The sequence below is a fragment of the Mycobacterium sp. NGS48 genome, from assembly GCF_059812585.1.
On record NZ_JCALCY010000003.1, the window covers coordinates 1 to 16919 of the forward strand.

A 16919-nucleotide genomic window follows, 5' to 3' on the forward strand; every position below is an offset into this window, starting at 1 on the left:
GGCGAATTGCCGGGTTCGCGCACGCTCGGCACGGTCACCGCGCCAGCTGATCGGCGACCGACACCACCCGCCGAGCCAGGTGCTCCAGCGCGTGGTTGATGGGATCGTCGAACTCGTGGATGTTGTCGTGGGTGGAGACCAGGCTCACCCCATAGGGATTGCCGTCGACGAACTTGCACGGATCGGTGTATCCCGGCGGCACCAGGATGCCGCCGAAATGCATCAACGTGATGTAAAGCGCCAGCAACGTGGTCTCTTGGCCGCCGTGGACGGTGTTCGACGACGTGAAGCCCGCATACACCTTGTCGGCGAGCTTGCCCTCGGCCCACAGCCCACCCAGCGAGTCGAGGAAGTTGCGCAACTGCGATGCGGGCGAACCGAACCGGGTCGGTGAGCCGAAGATCACCGCGTCGGCCCAAACGATGTCGTCTCCGGTCGCGACCGGTAAATCCTTAGTGGCGTTATAGTTCGCCGTCCAAGCCGGGTTGCCCGCAAACGATTCCGGGTCACGGGTTTCCGCGACGGGTCGGACCCGTATCTCGGCGCCCGCGGACTCGGCGGCTGCAGCAACGTGTTTGGCCATCGTGGTGCCGTGACCGGTAGCGGAGTAGTAAATGACCGCGAGTTTCGTCATGGCGCCATCGTAGGCATCGCGGTGATCCCGAACTCGCGCTTGAGCACACTGCGCGCGGCGTAGTAGCCGCACATGCCGTGCACGCCACCGCCCGGGGGAGTGGCCGCCGAACACAGGTACGCCTTGGGAATCGGTGTCGTCCACGGGTTGAGCCGCGGCGTCGGGCCGGCGATCGCACGCCAGGCGGAATTCCCGCCCATCCCGATGTCACCACCGACATAATTCGCATTGTGATCGGCCAACCGCGCCGCGGGCACGCTGCGAGCCGCGACCACGATGTCGCGGAAGCCGGGCGCGAACCGCTCGAATATCGCTGTGACGGCCTCGGTTTGGTCTATCGGCGATCCCGACGGCACGTGCGCGTAGGTCCACAGCGGCCGGCGACCAGCAGCGTCGATCCGCCCCGGATCGCAGACGTACGGAGTGGCAGCCAGCACCATCGGCCACTGCGCATGCCGTCCGGCGGCCACCTGCGCTTCGGCCTGCGCCATCTGCGCGCGGGTGCCGCCGAGGTGAAAGGTCGGCACCTGCTTAAGACGGACATCGGACCACGGAATGTCGTCACTGAGAACGAAGTCGACTTTGGCAACCCCAGGTCCGAAGCGGTAGCCACGCAACGCTTTCGCGTAGCCCGTCGGCATCGCATCGCCGTAGATACGCAATAGCGCCGTCGGAGCGGTGTCGTACAACACGACACCGCTCGGCGGTTCGGTGATCTCCACCCCGGCGGTCAATTCGCCGCCGTGCGCTCGCAGATCGGCGATCAGCGCATCGGCGATCGCCTGACTGCCGCCCACGGGGATGGGCCAGCCAACTGAATGGGCCAACGTCGCCAGCATCAGCCCGGCGGCCGCCGACACCAACGATGGTATACGCGAAATCGTATGAGCGGCAACACCACTGAACAGCGCCCGAGCGTCCTCGCCGGCCAGCGACCGCCACGCCGGGGTGGCTTGCGCGAGCATCCGTAAGCCCAAGTGCAGCGCCGGCAGCACATCCGTCGGCACCGAGCGTTTGTCGCCGAGCAGCAATCCCACCACCGCCTCGGAGTCAGCCACCAGCGGGCCCAGCAGGCGCCGCCATGACGCGCCGTGCTCTAAGCCGTCGCAGGTCTGCTCGAGATCGTGGTAAGCGATCGCCGCCGGCCGGTCCGGTAGCGGATTGGCATATGCCAGCTCCGGTACCGCCAACTGCACACCGCGAGCGGGCAGGTCGAACTGCGCCAGAAACGGCGACGCGAGCGCCAGCGGGTGCACCGCCGAGCAGATGTCGTGCGACACCCCGGAAAACTCCGGGTCGGCAGCAGTGCGGGCGCCACCGCCGAACGTCGGCTGCGCCTCGATGACCTGCACGCTCAGACCGGCGCGTGCGCAGATGACGGCAGCGGTCAGCCCGTTGGGTCCGCTACCGACGACAGTGACGTCCATCCCGTGATGGTAGGGACCGGCGGGCCACGCGGTCAGGGCAGCACGTACCGACCTAGCCGTTGACTCTGCGGCCACCAGGCAAAAGTGCGAGTAGCTCGCCTGGTCAGCGCAGAGTCAACGCATAAGTGTTGCCAGCGCGGCCCGCATCGTCGCCGGGCCCAAGGTCGCCGCTACGCTGGCCGGGTGAGCCTGCCCGTTGTTTTGATCGCTGACAAACTCTCCGAATCCACCGTCGCCGCCCTCGGTGACCAGGTTGAAGTGCGCTGGGTCGACGGCCCGGATCGCGAAAAACTGTTGGCTGCGGTACCGGACGCCGACGCGCTGCTGGTGCGCTCAGCCACCACCGTCGACGCCGAAGTACTGGCCGCCGCGCCCAAGCTCAAGATCGTCGCCCGCGCCGGCGTCGGGTTGGACAACGTCGACGTCGAGGCCGCCACCGCCCGCGGCGTGCTGGTGGTCAACGCACCGACATCGAACATCCACAGCGCCGCAGAGCATGCGATCGCGCTGCTACTGGCCGCGTCCCGCCAGATCACCGTGGCCGACGCCTCGCTGCACGCGCACGAGTGGAAGCGCTCGTCGTTCTCCGGCACGGAGATATTCGGCCACACCGTCGGCGTGGTCGGACTGGGCCGCATCGGGCAGCTGGTCGCGCAGCGGCTGGCGGCCTTCGGCGCCCACGTCGCCGCCTATGACCCCTACGTGTCGCCGGCGCGGGCCGCGCAGCTGGGTATCGAGCTGCTGACCCTCGACGAGCTGCTGGCCCGCGCGGACTTCATTTCAGTCCATCTGCCCAAGACGCCCGAGACGGCAGGCCTGATCGGCAAGGAAGCGCTGGCCAAGACAAAGCCGGGTGTCATCATCGTCAACGCCGCACGCGGCGGGCTGGTCGACGAGGCCGCATTGGCCGAGGCGGTGTCCAGTGGGCATGTCCGCGCCGCGGGTATCGACGTATTCGCCAGCGAGCCGTGCACCGACAGCCCGCTGTTCGACCTGCCACAGGTCGTAGTGACTCCGCACCTGGGCGCCTCGACCGCCGAAGCTCAAGACCGGGCCGGCACCGACGTGGCGGCGAGCGTGAAGCTGGCACTGGCCGGCGAGTTCGTCCCCGACGCGGTCAACGTCGGCGCCGGGGTCGTCAACGAGGAAGTTGCGCCGTGGCTGGACCTGGTCCGCAAGCTCGGTGTCCTGGCGGGCGCACTCTCCGACGAGCTTCCCGTGACGATGTCGGTACAGGTACAGGGCGAGCTGGCTGCCGAAGACGTTGAGGTGCTACGACTTTCGGCTCTGCGAGGTCTGTTCTCGGCGGTGATCGAAGACCCGGTGACATTCGTCAATGCGCCGGCGTTGGCCGCCGAACGCGGGGTCGCCGCCGACATCAGCACGGCCACCGAAAGCCCCAACCACCGCAGCGTCGTCGACGTGCGCGCGGTCGCCTCCGACGGCTCCGTCGTCAACGTGGCCGGCACGTTGTCCGGGCCGCAGCAGGTGGAGAAGATCGTGCAGATCAACGAGCGCAACTTCGACCTGCGCGCGCAGGGCACCAACCTGGTGATCAACTATGTCGACCAGCCCGGGGCGCTGGGCAAGATCGGCACACTGCTCGGGTCGGCCGGGGTCAACATCCACGCCGCGCAACTGTCCGAGGACGCCGAAGGCCCCGGCGCGACGATCCTGTTGCGCCTGGATCGCGATGTGCCCGAGGATGTCCGGTCGGCGATCGGCGCGGCCGTCGAGGCCAACAAACTCGAGGTCGTGGACCTGTCGTGACGTGCGACGGCGACAACACACGGCGAAATGAGGAGGAGCGCCAGTGAAGTTGGCGATCATCGGCGGTGACGGCATTGGTCCGGAGGTGGTGGCCGAAGCGGTCAAGGTCCTCGACGCGGTGCTGCCGGGTGTGGAGACGACGAACTACGACCTGGGCGCCCGGCGCTTTCACGCCAGCGGCGAAGTGCTGCCCGACTCGGTGCTCAGCGAGTTGCGCGCGCACGACGCGATCCTGCTCGGCGCGGTCGGTGATCCGTCGGTGCCCAGCGGCGTGCTCGAGCGTGGCCTGCTGCTGCGGCTGCGCTTCGAACTCGACCACTACGTCAACCTGCGGCCGGCCCGGCTGTACCCGGGAGTCAGCAGCCCGCTGGCCGGAGATCCGAAGATCGACTTCGTGGTGGTGCGGGAGGGCACCGAGGGCCCCTACGCCGGCAACGGCGGCATCATCCGGCGCGGCACTGCGCAGGAGATCGCCACCGAGGTCAGCGTCAACACCGCCTACGGGGTGCGGCGAGTGGTGCGGGATGCGTTCGAACGCGCCCAGCGGCGGCGCAAACACCTGACCCTGCTGCATAAGACGAATGTGATCACGTTCGCCGGAGACCTGTGGTGGCGCACCGTGCAGCAGGTCAAGGCGGAGGAGTATCCCGACGTCGAGATCGCGTACTGCCACACCGACGCCGCGACCATCTACATGGTCACCGACCCCGGCCGGTTCGACGTGATCGTCACCGACAACCTGTTCGGCGACATCGTCACCGACTTGGCCGCCGCGGTATGTGGCGGTATCGGGTTGGCGGCCAGCGGCAACATCGACGCCACCAGGACCAATCCGTCGATGTTCGAGCCGGTGCACGGCAGTGCACCCGATATTGCAGGTCAGGGCGTCGCAGACCCGAGCGCGGCGATTATGTCGGTGGCGCTGCTGTTGTCCCACGTCGGCGAAGACGCCGCTGCTGGGCGAGTGGACCGGGCAGTGGCGACTCATCTGGAGACTCGGGGGTCGCAGCGGTTTTCGACCCGTCAGGTTGGCGACCGGATCGCTGCTGAGCTTTAGCCTCCAGCTCGGGCGGCAGCACCGAGGCCGGCACCAGCGGCGTCGCAACCAACGGAAACAACCCGCACACCAAGAAGGCCGCCGGATAGCCGCTGGCGACGATCAGCGCGCCGAACGCCGGGGGGCCGCCGGCTGCCATCAGGCGCTGATAGGTGTTCTGTAGACCCAGCGCACGTCCGCTCCAATACGGTCCGGCGTATTCGGTGACCGCGGTGGACTCCAGCCCGTTGTCGAGCACCGCGATCACCGATGCGACCACCATCAGCGGCACGGCATATGCCGACTTCAGATGATCGGCGATCGCCAGCGACACCAGCGCCAGGCCGCCGGCGATGCCGATCATGCGTACCGGCCGCAACCGCGAACCCACGCGATCCGACCACCGCCCGACCAGGACGCGGCCCACCGCACCGAGTAGCTGCGAGACAGTGACCAGCGTCCCGGCCGACGCGATCGACCAGCCGTGCTTGTTGATCAACCACACCAGCATGAACGTCACGGTCACCGTCTGCGGCATCATCAGCAGCGCCGACGACGCGTGGATTCGGCGCAGCACCTGCGGTCCGCGGTACGGATTGGCCAGCTCTTCCTCGCTGGCCGCCGTGCGTGGCTTACGCGGCGGGTCGATCACGCCGATCGCGCTCGCCACCGCCGACACGGTGCACATCAGCGCCGGAAATGTCAGTCCGGCCATCGGCCCGTGTTCGGCCAGCTCGGGAATCACCAGCGCGCCCAACGCGATTCCCAGCGGCTGCGCGGTCTGGCGGATCCCCATCGCCAGCCCGCGCTGGTGCGGGGGAAACCAGCCGGAGACCAGCCGCCCGCCGGCCGCATTGCAGCTGGCGGCCGCCATGCCGCCGATGAACAGGAACGCGCCGATCGCCATCAGGGAATGCACGGTCGTCGCGGCGTAGGCGGCCGCCGCAGTCAGCACCGAACCGACCGTGAGCACGATCCGCTCGCCGATCCGGTCGAGCAGGTAGCCCCAGGCGATCAGGGTCACCACCATGCCGAAGCTCGGCATCGACGCCAGCAGACCGGCCTGCGCCAGCGGGGTGCCGCGGTCGTTTTCCAGTGCCGGAATCAGAAAGGCGACGCCGTTGATGAAGATGAAGGCGCTTGCCGTGACCGCCAGCGAGATGGCCACCATCGACCAGCGCGCTCCGGTACCGATCGACTCCGTCGCCATTCAATCCATCGTTCCACACGCATTCACCGCGTGCGGTTGGCGAAACACGGGAGATCAGAGCCGATGGAAGCTGCGACTGGCGATGAAGCTGGGACGAGGAGCGGCAGCACCGAACGGTTCGACCAGCGTGTTTTCCACGCTGTTGTAGACGATGAACACGTTCGAACGGGGATAGGGCGTGATGTTGCTGTTCGACCCATGCATGCAGTTGCTGTCGAAGAACACCGCCGACCCCGCCGGGCCGGTGAACTGGCGGATACCCCGCTCGGCAACCAGCCAGGTGAGGCTGGCGTCATCGGGTGTGCCGATCTCCTGGCGGCGCAGCGACGAGCGGTAGTGTTCGGGCGGTGTCTCGCCCGGGCAGGACACGAACCACTTATGCGACCCGGGCATGATCATCAGCGAGCCGTTGCAGTCGAGGTTCTCGGTCAGCGCGACCGAGACGCTGACCGCGCGCGGGGCGGGCATGCCGTCCTCGGCGTGCCAGGTCTCGAAGTCGGAATGCCAGAAGAACTCCTGGCCGTTGAAACCCGGCTTGAAGTTGATCCGGCTCTGGTGCACGTACACATCCGAGCCGAGCAGCTGACGGGCCGGGCCGACTAGCCGGTGATCGGCGATCAGCGCGGCGAACGCCGGGCTCACCTTGTGGACCTCGAAGATCGACCTGATCTCGCGGCTGTCGGGCTCGAGCACCGAGCGTTCGTCGTCGGCCAAGATCGGGTCGGTTCGCAGGGTGTCCAACTCGGCCCGCAGGTCGGCGACGACGTCAGAGTCGAGCAGGTTGTCCACGCTCAGGAACCCGTCGGCCTCGAAACGGTCGACGACCGGCCCCTCGAGCGGACCGTTGAACCGATCGCGAGCCCACACCACCGGGTCATGCCGTGGTTCGATCCCGATTTTGACGTCGCTGCGGGTCGGGTAGCGGTCGTAGCGATCGGTCACTGTGGCCGTCACGCGGTCGCCTCCGTCTCCTCCACGATCAATGGATAAGCCCCGGTCTCGTCGTGCACTTCGCGGCCGGTCACCGGCGGGGTGAACACGCACACCATGCGCAGGTCGGCGTGGGCGCGGACCCGATGATGCTCGTGGCCGTCGAGTAGATACAAAGTCCCGTCGCGCAGCGGGTGGACTTCTCCGGTCTCGTCGTTCACCAGTTCGCCTTCGCCGCCAACGCAGTACACCGCTTCCACGTGGTTCGCGTACCACATGGTGGTTTCGGTACCGGCGTACAGCACGGTCTCGTGCATCGAGAACGACTGCCCATCACGGGCCAACAGCAGCCGCTGGCTGTTCCAGGTTTCGGCCTGAACATCGCGGTCGGTGCCGCTGATCTCGGCCAGGGTACGGACGATCATCGGTCGCCCTTCCCGTTGGCGCCGACCCCGGCCAGCGGTCGCGCAGTAGCCGCCCTGATCGACTCCGACAGGATCGCCAGGCCGTGCTCGATCTCGCCGTCCTCGATCACCAGCGGCGGCATCATCTTGACCACCTCGCTCTGCGCGCCAGACGTCTCGAGCAGCATCCCGCGCTCGAAGGCCGCTCGGCACACCGCGCCAGCCAGCTCGGGACGATCGAACGCCAGACCCTGCACCAGACCGCGTCCGCGGACCTGCACCCCGTCGACGGGGGCGACCACGTCGCTCAGCGTCCGTTCGATCTGCTCGCCCTTGCGTAGAACGCTTTTGCTGAGCTGGTCGTCGGTCCAGAAGTCCAGTGCAGCAGTCGCAGTGACGAACGCCGGGTTGTGACCGCGGAAGGTGCCGTTGTGCTCACCGGGCTCCCACTGGTCGAGTTCGGGCTTGAACAAGGTGAGCGCCATCGGCAGCCCGTAGCCGCTGATCGACTTCGACAGGCACACGATGTCGGGCACGATGCCGGCGGCCTCGAAGCTGAAGAACGGCCCGGTGCGCCCGCAGCCCATCTGCACGTCGTCGACGATCAGCAGCAGGTCGTGGCGACGGCACAGCTCGGCCAGCCCCCGCAACCACTGCAGCCGCGCGACGTTGATGCCGCCCTCGCCCTGGACGGTCTCGACGATCACCGCGGCCGGCTGGTTCAGCCCACTGCCGTTGTCCTCCAACAACCGCTCGAACCACATGAAGTCGGGCGTGGTGTCGTCGAGGTAGTGGTCATAGGGCATCGGGGTGGCGTGCACCAGGGGAATGCCGGCCCCGCCCCGCTTCATCGAGTTGCCGGTGACGCTCAGTGCGCCCAGAGTCATGCCGTGAAAGGCGTTGGTGAAGCTGATCACGCTTTCTCGGCCGGTGATTTTGCGGGCCAGCTTCAGCGCCGCCTCCACCGAGTTAGCGCCCGTGGGCCCGGGGAACTGCACTTTGTAGTCCAGTCCGCGGGGCCGCAGGATCACCTCGTCGAAGCGTTCCAGGAACCGCGCCTTGGCGACGGTGTTCATGTCCAGGCTGTGCACCACCCGATCGGCGGTCAGGTACTCCAGTAGAGCCGCTTTGAGATCGGGATGGTTGTGCCCGTAGTTAAGCGCGCCGGCACCGGCGAAGAAGTCCAAATATTTCCGTCCCTCGGTGTCCCACATGTGACTGCCGGATGCCCGGTCGAATACGACCGGCCACGAGCGGCAATAACTGCGCACCTCGGATTCAAGTGCCTCAAAAATGGACAATGTGGTTTAACCTTCCGTCCGTTTGTGCAACACGACGGAACGAGAACGTAAGCCGAATCCGTACGGCGACGGGTACGGCAGCGGGTTCCGGTTCGTCTTCGACGCCGGTAAGGGCGAAGACGACTGGGCTCCGTTGCCAGTCGTCGATCTTTTTCGGCCTACCACCCCGCTCGGACGCCCCGACTCGGTCTGCCGGAGGGTTCACGTCGCGCAATCAGCAACCTTACCGAGAACCCACAGCCGGTCTCAAGCTCCTCCGTCGGCGGGTCTGCTCGGGTCAACCGTCCTGGGGTACCCTCAACGGGCCAATGCGAAACAGCTGTTCAGGGGCATGATCGATGGGAAATTGTTCCGAGCTGAATAGCTCATCACGCTCGAGCGGCGCATTCCAGCGACGGGCGAATGCGCTGAACAACCGCTGGCTGGCAACGTTGTCCGGTGTGACTGACGCCTCAACATTCGTGACGCCCGCGGGCTGCAATCGCCGGGCCAGGTGATCGAGCATCCGGCCGGCGGCGCCGGCGCCGCGGTGCGCGGAGCTGACCGCGATCTGCCACACCATCAGGGTGTCGGGCTGCTCGGGGCGGCGGTAGCCGGTGAGGAACCCGGCCGGGCGGCCGTCGATATGGGCGATCACCGACGTCGCCGCGAAGTCCCGGCACCACAGCAGGTACGCGTAGGGCGGGTTGACGTCGAGGGTGGCGCTGTCGGAGGCCATCCGCCACAACGTCGGCCCATCGGCGACGGTAGGTGCGCGCAAGTCGAGGTCCACGGAATTAGTCACCGCGCCGACAGTAGTGTCAGCTCTTCGCGCGCAGTCGCGCGCCCACCGGCACCAACGGCAGGGCCAGTAGCGGGAACAGCGCGCACACCGCGAATGCCAGCGGATAGCCTGCGACGTCGATCACCTCGCCGAAAATCGGCGGTCCGGCGCCCGCGGTCAGCCGCTGGCTGGTGTTCTGAGCGCCCATCGCGCGGCCGCTCCAATACGGCCCGGCGACCTCGGGGATCGCGGTGAACGCCAACCCATTGTCGAGCACGGTGACCACCGAGGCGGCGACCATGGCCAGCACCGCAAGCGACGAACCCAGATGGTCGGTGAGCGCCAGCAGCGCCATGACCGCCGCGGCGATCATCGCGATCGTGCGGATCGGCCGCATCCGGGAGCCGACCCGGTCCGACAACCGCCCGACGACAACCCGGCCCAACGCGCCGAGTAGCTGCGACGCGCTCACCAACACACCCGCCGAGGCTGTGGACCAGCCATGATCGCGCATCAGCCAGACCAGCATGAACGTCAACACCACGGTCTGCGGCACCATCAGCAGTGCCGAGGCCAGGTGGATCCGCCACAACACCGCCGTGCTGCGGTATGGATTGGCCAGTTCGTCGTCGTTGGCCGTCGCCCGGTTCTTGCGCGGCGGATCGAGGACGCCGATCACGCTGAGCACCGCGGCGCCCGCGCACAGCGCCGCCGGGAACAGCAGCGCCACCGAGAAGTCGCGTTCGCCCAGCTCGGGCAGCACCACCGCCGCCAAGGCGATCCCCAGCGGTTGGGCGGTCTGGCGGATACCCATGGCCAGGCCGCGCTGGTCCGGCGGGAACCAACCGGTCACCAGCCGGCCGCTGGCGGTGTTGGCGCTGGCGGCCGCCATCCCGCCGACGAACAGACACGGCGCCTCCACCAGCATGGAAGGAGGCACCGACGCCGCGGCAAAGGCGGCCGCCGCGGTCAGCGCCAGACCGACTCCGAGCACGATCCGCTCGCCGACCAGATCCAGCAGATAGCCCCAGGCGATCAGCGTGAGCACCATGCCGAAGCTGGGCATCGCCGAAAGCAGAGCGGCTTGGGCCAGGTTGATGCCGCGTTCGGCATCCAGAGCGGGGATCAAGAAGGCGATGCCGTTGACGAAGACGGTGGCCGACAATGTCGCCACCAGCGAGATTGCCAGCAATGACCAACGCCGTGCCGAGCTGATCGAAGCTGTCACCACTTTTCCATGGTTCCAGTTGTTCCAAAGTGTCGCCCTGTGGCGGCCAGCGTGTCGGGGCGGCGGTGGTCACCGGTGCTCGGCGCAGCGACAGGTCTTAGGCTCTGACGAATGCGCCTTGGCCGAATTGCCAGCCCCGACGGCGTCGCCTTCGTCAGCATCGAAGGCGAGCCGGGAGATCCCGACGGGATGACCACCCGCGAGATCGCCGAGCACCCGTTCGGCACACCGACGTTCACCGGCCGCAGCTGGCCGCTGGCCGACGTGCGGCTGCTGGCCCCGATGCTGGCCAGCAAGGTGGTCTGCGTTGGCAAGAACTACGCTGCGCACATCGCCGAGATGGGCGGCGGTGCAGCCGCTCCCGACCCGGTGATCTTCCTCAAGCCCAATACCGCGATCATCGGGCCCAATGTGCCGATCCGGTTGCCCGCCACAGCATCTCCCATACATTTCGAAGGCGAGTTGGCCGCAGTCATCAGTCGCCCTTGTAAAGACGTCACGGCTGACCGCGCTGCCGAGTCCATCCTGGGGTACACCGTTGCCAACGACGTGACGGCCCGCGATCAACAGCAGTCCGACGGGCAGTGGACGCGGGCGAAAGGCCACGACACGTTCTGCCCCGTGGGGCCGTGGATCGTCACCGACGTCGACCCCTCCGACCTCGAGCTGTGCACGGAGGTCAACGGGCAGGTCAAACAACGGAGTCGCACTTCGCTGATGATCCACGACATCGGAGCGATCGTGGAATGGATCTCGGCGGTGATGACCCTGCTGCCAGGCGACCTCATCCTCACCGGCACGCCCGAAGGAGTCGGACCCATCGAGGACGGCGACACGGTGACCGTCGCCGTCGAGGGGATCGGTACGTTGACCAATCCTGTTGCCCGCAAAGGGAAGTCATGACCGGAGAGGTGCGGGTCCGGTTCTGCCCGTCGCCGACGGGTGTGCCGCATGTCGGGCTGATCCGCACTGCGCTGTTCAATTGGGCCTATGCCCGCCACACCCGCGGCACCTTCGTCTTCCGCCTGGAAGACACCGACGCTCAGCGCGACAGCGAGGAAAGCTATCTGGCGCTGTTGGACGCATTGCGCTGGCTCGGCCTGAATTGGGACGAAGGCCCCGAAGTCGGCGGTGATTACGGTCCCTACCGGCAGTCGCAGCGGGGTGACATCTACCGCGACGTGGTGACGCAACTGCTGGCGGCAGGCGAGGCCTACCAGGCCTTTTCGACGCCCGAGGAGGTCGAGGCACGCCATCTCGCGGCCGGGCGCAGTCCCAAGCTAGGCTATGACAACTTCGACCGGGATTTGACCGCCGAACAGCGCGCGGCATATCTGGCCGAAGGTCGCCAACCAGTGGTGCGCTTGCGGATGCCCGACGAGGATCTCGGCTGGGACGATTTGGTCCGCGGACCGACCAACTTCGCGGCCGGCACCGTACCTGATTTCGCCGTGACTCGCGCCAGCGGAGATCCCTTGTACACCTTGGTCAATCCCGTCGACGACGCACTGATGAAGATCACCCACGTGCTGCGCGGTGAAGATCTGCTGCCGTCCACCCCACGGCAGATCGCGCTGTACCAGGCGCTGATTCGCATCGGGGTGGCCCAGCGTGTTCCCGAGTTCGCCCACCTACCAACAGTTTTAGGCGAAGGAACCCGAAAGCTCTCCAAGCGGGACCCGCAGTCGAATCTTTTCGCGCACCGGGACCGCGGATTCATTCCGGAGGGACTGCTGAACTATCTGGCTTTGCTCGGCTGGTCGATCGCCGGTGACCGCGACATATTCAGCCTCGAGGAGATGGTGGCCGCGTTCGACGTCGCCGACGTCAACGCCAATCCGGCCAGGTTCGACCAGAAGAAGGCCGACGCGATCAACGCCGAGCACATCCGGCTCCTCAACCCGGACGAGTTCAGCGACAGGCTGCGCAACTACTTCGCCGCCCACGGGTATCGGACCGGGTTGGACGACGCGGCTTTCGCGACGGCGGCCGGACTGGTGCAGACGCGCATTGTTGTGCTCGGTGACGCCTGGGCGCTGCTGAAGTTTCTGAATGACGACGAGTATGCAATCGACCCGAAGGCCAACGCCAAGGAATTGGGACCGGATGCCGGTCCGGTGCTCGACGCCGCCGCGGCGGCCCTGGACGTCGTGACGGAATGGACCGCGGCGGGCATCGAAACTGCCCTCAAAGATGCGCTGCTCGATGGTCTGGGGCTCAAACCGCGCAAGGCCTTCGGCCCGATCCGAGTCGCGGCCACCGGGGCGTTGGTCAGCCCACCGCTGTTCGAATCGCTGGAGCTGCTGGGACGTGACCGCAGTCTGCACCGAATCCGGGCCGCCGGTACCCGGGCACAGCCGTGAGCATGGCGGCTGGATTTCTTTGGTAGTCTGCACGTCGGCCCACAACCGCTGGCGGCAGCCGCCGCATGATGCGCTGACCAGCAGTTATAGGCAGCCAATGGGGTATGGTGTAATTGGCAACACAGCTGATTCTGGTTCAGCCATTCTAGGTTCGAGTCCTGGTACCCCAGCAAAGTTTGTCCACCACAAGCAATTAGGTGGGTATACCGCGGTGAGCTATGCTGACAGCTCGGATCGGTTCTGGCCCCGTCGTCTAGCGGCCTAGGACGCCGCCCTCTCACGGCGGTAGCGTGGGTTCGAATCCCATCGGGGCTACTTATCCGGCCGTTGCGGCGTTACGGCGCCACCACACTCGGCGCAGTCGAACCGCCCACCGGCATATGCGGCAGTCCGAGCTTGCCGTGATCCCAGGAGCGGGTGCGCCGCGCGGCAATGCGCACCGCGACCCGCTTGTTCATCATCTGGTCCACCGCCGGTTTCATCTCGTCGGTGTAAGGCCCGGTGTAGCGCTCCCATACGCTGACGCCGACCCGGAAGATCGCCTCGGGGTCATCGACAATCTCGGCGTGTCCTTCGAAAGACACCCCGCGCAGCGTGTCGTAGGTGTTGCCGTCCTCGAGTAGGAAACTCACCCGCGAGTCACGCCGGAGGTTCACCGCCTTCTGCGATTTCGCCTTGGTCTCCAGCCAGATCTCGCCGTCGACCACGCCGTACCACATGGCGGTCAGGTGCGGCTGCCCGTCGGGACCCACGGTGGCCAACGTGCCGGTGCGGCTGGTGGCGACGAAGTCGGCGATCTCGGCTTCGGACATGACAATCTGCGCGCGCTGGTTGCTACCCATGGCTTGACAGTGTGGCAGGTCGGCGATTCGAGACTGCGACGACGGCATCGAGGCTGCGTCCAGCGCGGGGTTTCGGGTCGGATCACGCGCTGGACGCAGTCTCGGCGGGGATGGACTAAAGCCGGTGAGTCAACGCGTCGGCCGCGGCCAGCAGGTCGGCCGCCCACCGCGCACCGGGTCGTCGTCCCATCCGGTCGATCGGGCCGGACACCGAAATAGCGGCGATCACCGCACCGCGCCCATCGTGTACCGGCGCCGACACGCTGGCGACGCCGGCCTCGCGCTCGGCGGCGCTTTGGGCCCAACCGCGCCGACGCACCTCGGCCAGGGTCCGGTCGGTGAATTTCGCATCCGGCAACACCGCCTGCTGGGTGGCGGCATCGCTGTAAGCCAACAGCACTTTGGCGCCCGACCCCGCGGTCATCGGTAGCCGCGTCCCGACCGGGACGGTATCGCGAAGGCCCGCAGGCGGTTCCAGCGCCGCAACGCAGATCCGCCAACTGCCCTCGCGGCGGTACAACTGCACGCTTTCACCGGTGATCTCGCGCAGTTGCGGCAGTACCGCTGCGCCGGCCGCCAGCAGTGGGTCGCTGACCGCAGCCGCGAGTTCGCTTACCGCCGGGCCAAGCCGCCACCGACCTATGCCGTCGCGCACCAGCAGCCGATGGACCTCCAGGCCGGCGGCCAACCGGTGCGCAGTGGCCCTGGGTAGGCCGGTGCGGTCGCACAATTCGGCTAATCCGCATGGTGTTTCCGCAATCGTGTGCAGCACGCCCACGGCTTTGTCGAGGACGCCGATGCCGCTATCATGTCTCACATAGAGATACTAACGTCTCATATTGTGAGAACAAGACTCGAGAAGGCTTTGACATGACGACATCAGCGACGGACCGGCCACGCACTCTGGCCGAGAAGGTCTGGGACGACCACGTTGTGGTCTCCGGCGGCGGCACCGAACCGGATCTGATCTACATCGACTTACATCTGGTGCACGAGGTCACCAGCCCGCAGGCTTTCGAAGGTCTGCGGCTGGCCGGCCGCCCGGTGCGCCGACCCGATCTGACGCTCGCCACCGAAGACCACAACGTGCCGACCATCGACATCGACAAGCCGATCGCCGACCCGGTATCGCGGACTCAGGTCGAGACACTGCGGCGCAATTGCGCCGAATTCGGTATCCGACTGCACCCGATGGGCGATATCGACCAGGGCATCGTGCACATCATCGGGCCGCAGTTGGGTCTCACGCAGCCCGGCATGACGATCGTGTGCGGCGACAGCCACACCTCCACCCACGGCGCATTCGGTGCTTTGGCAATGGGTATCGGTACGTCGGAAGTCGAACACGTGCTGGCCACCCAGTCGCTGCCGCTGCGGCCGTTCAAGACGATGGCGGTCAACGTTGATGGGCAATTGCCGCGGGGCGTGACCGCCAAGGACATCATCCTGGCGGTGATCGCCAAAATCGGCACCGGCGGCGGCCAGGGTCATGTCATCGAATACCGCGGCAGCACCATCGAATCGCTGTCGATGGAAGCACGGATGACGATCTGCAATATGAGCATCGAAGCCGGCGCGCGCGCCGGAATGGTGGCCCCCGATGCGACGACGTACGAGTTCTTGCGTGGCCGACCGCACGCGCCGACCGGGGCCCAATGGGATGCCGCGATGGCCTCCTGGGAAGGGCTGCGCACCGACGAGGGCGCCGAATTCGACACCGAGGTCTATCTCGACGCGGCCGAGTTGAGTCCGTTTGTCACCTGGGGCACCAACCCCGGGCAGGGTGTCCCGTTGGCCGCGGCGGTGCCGGACCCCGAGTTGATGACTGACGACGCGCAGCGCCAGGCCGCCGAGAAGGCATTGGCCTACATGGACCTTCGGCCCGGGACCCCGATGCGGGAGATCGCCGTCGACACGGTGTTCATCGGATCCTGTACCAACGGTCGCATCGAGGACCTGCGTGCCGTGGCCGACGTGTTGCGTGACCGGCACATCGCCGACGGTGTGCGGATGCTGGTGGTTCCGGGATCGATGCGAGTGCGTGCCCAGGCCGAAGCAGAAGGGCTGGCCGAGGTTTTCACGGCGGCAGGCGCCGAGTGGCGTCAGGCCGGCTGCTCGATGTGTCTCGGGATGAACCCCGACCAGCTTGCGCCAGGGGAGCGGTGCGCCGCGACCTCCAACCGCAACTTCGAAGGGCGGCAGGGCAAAGGCGGCCGCACGCATCTGGTGTCTCCGGTGGTGGCCGCCGCCACGGCCGTGCGCGGGAAACTGTCGGCCCCCGCCGACTTGGACTGAGCTGGCAGGAAAGGAACGGGCATGGAAGCCTTTCGTACCCACACCGGTATCGGAGTTCCGCTGCGGCGGTCCAATGTCGACACCGATCAGATCATTCCTGCCGTCTATTTGAAGCGGGTGACCCGAACGGGTTTCGAAGACGGATTGTTCGCGGCCTGGCGCAGCGATCCGTCATTCGTGCTCAATCTCAGCCCATTCGACCGGGGTTCAGTACTCGTCGCCGGGCCTGATTTCGGAACCGGATCCTCACGCGAGCACGCGGTGTGGTCACTGATGGACTATGGATTCCGGGTGGTGATCTCATCGCGCTTCGCCGACATTTTCCGGGGGAACGCGGGCAAGGCAGGCCTCTTAGCGGCCGAAGTCGCCCAAGATGATGTCGAACTGCTCTGGAAGCTCATCGAGCAGCATCCGGGGTTGGAAATCACTGTCAATCTTCAAGATCGGAATGTGACCGCCGGAACGGTGGTGGTGCCGTTCACGATTGACGATTACACCGCCTGGCGACTGGCCGAAGGCCTCGACGATATAGGCCTTACGCTGCAGAAACTTGATCAGATCGAGTCTTTCGAGGAGGCGCGGAAAGCCTGGAAACCGCGCACTCTTCCGGCTTCCTAACCCACCCGTAAAGGCCCGAATTCCGGCCTTACACCCGGACCATTTGGCCGCCTCGCCACCGACCAAGGGCGGCAACCGGATTGCAAAAAAGTCCGTTA

15 protein-coding genes, 2 tRNA genes and 1 pseudogene are annotated in these 16919 nt (G+C 66.5%); 8 read left to right on the forward strand and 10 right to left on the reverse strand.

The window, feature by feature from the left end; all coding sequences use genetic code 11:
- Nucleotides 1-34 precede the first annotated feature (34 nt).
- Nucleotides 35-634, reverse strand: a complete 600-nt coding sequence (gene wrbA, locus AC5Y42_RS06825; RefSeq protein WP_499896816.1) for an NAD(P)H:quinone oxidoreductase — start codon at nucleotides 632-634, stop codon at nucleotides 35-37.
- Nucleotides 631-2061, reverse strand: a complete 1431-nt coding sequence (locus AC5Y42_RS06830; protein ID WP_499896817.1) for a phytoene desaturase family protein — start codon at nucleotides 2059-2061, stop codon at nucleotides 631-633. The genes wrbA and AC5Y42_RS06830 overlap by 4 nt, the downstream gene beginning before the upstream one ends.
- 183 nt (nucleotides 2062-2244) lie before the next feature.
- Here AC5Y42_RS06830 and serA point away from each other — a divergent pair, with 183 nt between their 5' ends.
- Both serA and AC5Y42_RS06840 read left to right on the forward strand, forming a co-directional pair.
- Nucleotides 2245-3831, forward strand: coding sequence for a phosphoglycerate dehydrogenase (gene serA / locus AC5Y42_RS06835; RefSeq protein ID WP_499896819.1), 1587 nt, complete (start codon nucleotides 2245-2247; stop codon nucleotides 3829-3831).
- A gap of 43 nt (nucleotides 3832-3874) precedes the next feature.
- The gene (locus AC5Y42_RS06840) at nucleotides 3875-4888 is read left to right on the forward strand and encodes a 3-isopropylmalate dehydrogenase (RefSeq protein WP_499896821.1); all 1014 of its coding nucleotides are present in this window, start codon (nucleotides 3875-3877) and stop codon (nucleotides 4886-4888) included.
- 133 nt (nucleotides 4889-5021) lie between these two features.
- Here AC5Y42_RS06840 and AC5Y42_RS06845 read toward each other — a convergent pair.
- The 6 genes and pseudogenes from AC5Y42_RS06845 to AC5Y42_RS06870 form a co-directional block, all read right to left on the reverse strand.
- Nucleotides 5022-6077 (reverse strand): annotated as a pseudogene (locus AC5Y42_RS06845) (MFS transporter); the annotation flags it as partial.
- Between the two features lie 54 nt (nucleotides 6078-6131).
- Nucleotides 6132-7031: an ectoine hydroxylase gene (gene thpD / locus AC5Y42_RS06850; protein ID WP_499896822.1), complete on the reverse strand. Its 900-nt coding sequence runs from the start codon at nucleotides 7029-7031 to the stop codon at nucleotides 6132-6134.
- Nucleotides 7028-7432 carry an ectoine synthase gene (locus tag AC5Y42_RS06855; protein WP_499896824.1) on the reverse strand — a complete coding sequence of 135 codons (405 nt, stop codon included), beginning with the start codon at nucleotides 7430-7432 and terminating at the stop codon, nucleotides 7028-7030. Before AC5Y42_RS06855 ends, thpD begins: the two co-directional genes overlap by 4 nt.
- Nucleotides 7429-8712, reverse strand: coding sequence for a diaminobutyrate--2-oxoglutarate transaminase (gene ectB, locus AC5Y42_RS06860; RefSeq protein ID WP_499896825.1), 1284 nt, complete (start codon nucleotides 8710-8712; stop codon nucleotides 7429-7431). The genes AC5Y42_RS06855 and ectB overlap by 4 nt, the downstream gene beginning before the upstream one ends.
- Before the next feature lie 277 nt (nucleotides 8713-8989).
- Nucleotides 8990-9496, reverse strand: a complete 507-nt coding sequence (gene ectA / locus AC5Y42_RS06865; RefSeq protein WP_499896827.1) for a diaminobutyrate acetyltransferase — start codon at nucleotides 9494-9496, stop codon at nucleotides 8990-8992.
- A gap of 16 nt (nucleotides 9497-9512) precedes the next feature.
- Nucleotides 9513-10706 carry an MFS transporter gene (locus AC5Y42_RS06870; RefSeq protein ID WP_499896828.1) on the reverse strand — a complete coding sequence of 398 codons (1194 nt, stop codon included), beginning with the start codon at nucleotides 10704-10706 and terminating at the stop codon, nucleotides 9513-9515.
- 108 nt (nucleotides 10707-10814) lie between these two features.
- Here AC5Y42_RS06870 and AC5Y42_RS06875 point away from each other — a divergent pair, with 108 nt between their 5' ends.
- The 4 genes from AC5Y42_RS06875 (at nucleotide 10815) to AC5Y42_RS06890 (ending at nucleotide 13381) form a co-directional block, all read left to right on the forward strand.
- Nucleotides 10815-11606: a fumarylacetoacetate hydrolase family protein gene (locus tag AC5Y42_RS06875; protein ID WP_499896829.1), complete on the forward strand. Its 792-nt coding sequence runs from the start codon at nucleotides 10815-10817 to the stop codon at nucleotides 11604-11606.
- The gene (gltX, locus tag AC5Y42_RS06880; RefSeq protein WP_499896830.1) at nucleotides 11603-13066 is read left to right on the forward strand and encodes a glutamate--tRNA ligase; all 1464 of its coding nucleotides are present in this window, start codon (nucleotides 11603-11605) and stop codon (nucleotides 13064-13066) included. The genes AC5Y42_RS06875 and gltX overlap by 4 nt, the downstream gene beginning before the upstream one ends.
- Before the next feature lie 98 nt (nucleotides 13067-13164).
- A tRNA-Gln gene (locus tag AC5Y42_RS06885) sits at nucleotides 13165-13236 on the forward strand.
- Nucleotides 13237-13308: 72 nt separating this feature from the next.
- Nucleotides 13309-13381, forward strand: a tRNA-Glu gene (locus AC5Y42_RS06890).
- A gap of 20 nt (nucleotides 13382-13401) precedes the next feature.
- On the opposite strand, the gene AC5Y42_RS06895 is transcribed toward AC5Y42_RS06890, so the two are convergent.
- Both AC5Y42_RS06895 and AC5Y42_RS06900 read right to left on the reverse strand, forming a co-directional pair.
- Nucleotides 13402-13908, reverse strand: coding sequence for a pyridoxamine 5'-phosphate oxidase family protein (locus AC5Y42_RS06895; protein ID WP_499896831.1), 507 nt, complete (start codon nucleotides 13906-13908; stop codon nucleotides 13402-13404).
- A gap of 115 nt (nucleotides 13909-14023) precedes the next feature.
- Nucleotides 14024-14725 (reverse strand): IclR family transcriptional regulator, encoded by a 702-nt coding sequence (locus AC5Y42_RS06900; protein WP_499896833.1) that lies wholly within the window; start codon nucleotides 14723-14725, stop codon nucleotides 14024-14026.
- Between the two features lie 53 nt (nucleotides 14726-14778).
- Here AC5Y42_RS06900 and leuC point away from each other — a divergent pair, with 53 nt between their 5' ends.
- Nucleotides 14779-16203 carry a 3-isopropylmalate dehydratase large subunit gene (leuC, locus tag AC5Y42_RS06905; protein ID WP_499896835.1) on the forward strand — a complete coding sequence of 475 codons (1425 nt, stop codon included), beginning with the start codon at nucleotides 14779-14781 and terminating at the stop codon, nucleotides 16201-16203.
- Nucleotides 16204-16224: 21 nt separating this feature from the next.
- Nucleotides 16225-16821 (forward strand): 3-isopropylmalate dehydratase small subunit, encoded by a 597-nt coding sequence (gene leuD / locus AC5Y42_RS06910; protein ID WP_499896836.1) that lies wholly within the window; start codon nucleotides 16225-16227, stop codon nucleotides 16819-16821.
- The last annotated feature ends 98 nt before the right edge of the window (nucleotides 16822-16919 follow it).

What these genes read in the sequence shown, in the direction of transcription:
- wrbA (WP_499896816.1), bottom strand. Translation starts at nt 634, where the DNA reads ATGACGAAACTCGCGGTCATTTACTACTCCGCTACCGGTCACGGCACC.
- AC5Y42_RS06830 (WP_499896817.1), bottom strand. Translation starts at nt 2,061, where the DNA reads ATGGACGTCACTGTCGTCGGTAGCGGACCCAACGGGCTGACCGCTGCC.
- AC5Y42_RS06855 (WP_499896824.1), bottom strand. Translation starts at nt 7,432, where the DNA reads ATGATCGTCCGTACCCTGGCCGAGATCAGCGGCACCGACCGCGATGTT.
- AC5Y42_RS06875 (WP_499896829.1), top strand. Translation starts at nt 10,815, where the DNA reads ATGCGCCTTGGCCGAATTGCCAGCCCCGACGGCGTCGCCTTCGTCAGC.
- gltX (WP_499896830.1), top strand. Translation starts at nt 11,603, where the DNA reads ATGACCGGAGAGGTGCGGGTCCGGTTCTGCCCGTCGCCGACGGGTGTG.
- AC5Y42_RS06895 (WP_499896831.1), bottom strand. Translation starts at nt 13,908, where the DNA reads ATGGGTAGCAACCAGCGCGCGCAGATTGTCATGTCCGAAGCCGAGATC.
- leuC (WP_499896835.1), top strand. Translation starts at nt 14,779, where the DNA reads ATGACGACATCAGCGACGGACCGGCCACGCACTCTGGCCGAGAAGGTC.
- leuD (WP_499896836.1), top strand. Translation starts at nt 16,225, where the DNA reads ATGGAAGCCTTTCGTACCCACACCGGTATCGGAGTTCCGCTGCGGCGG.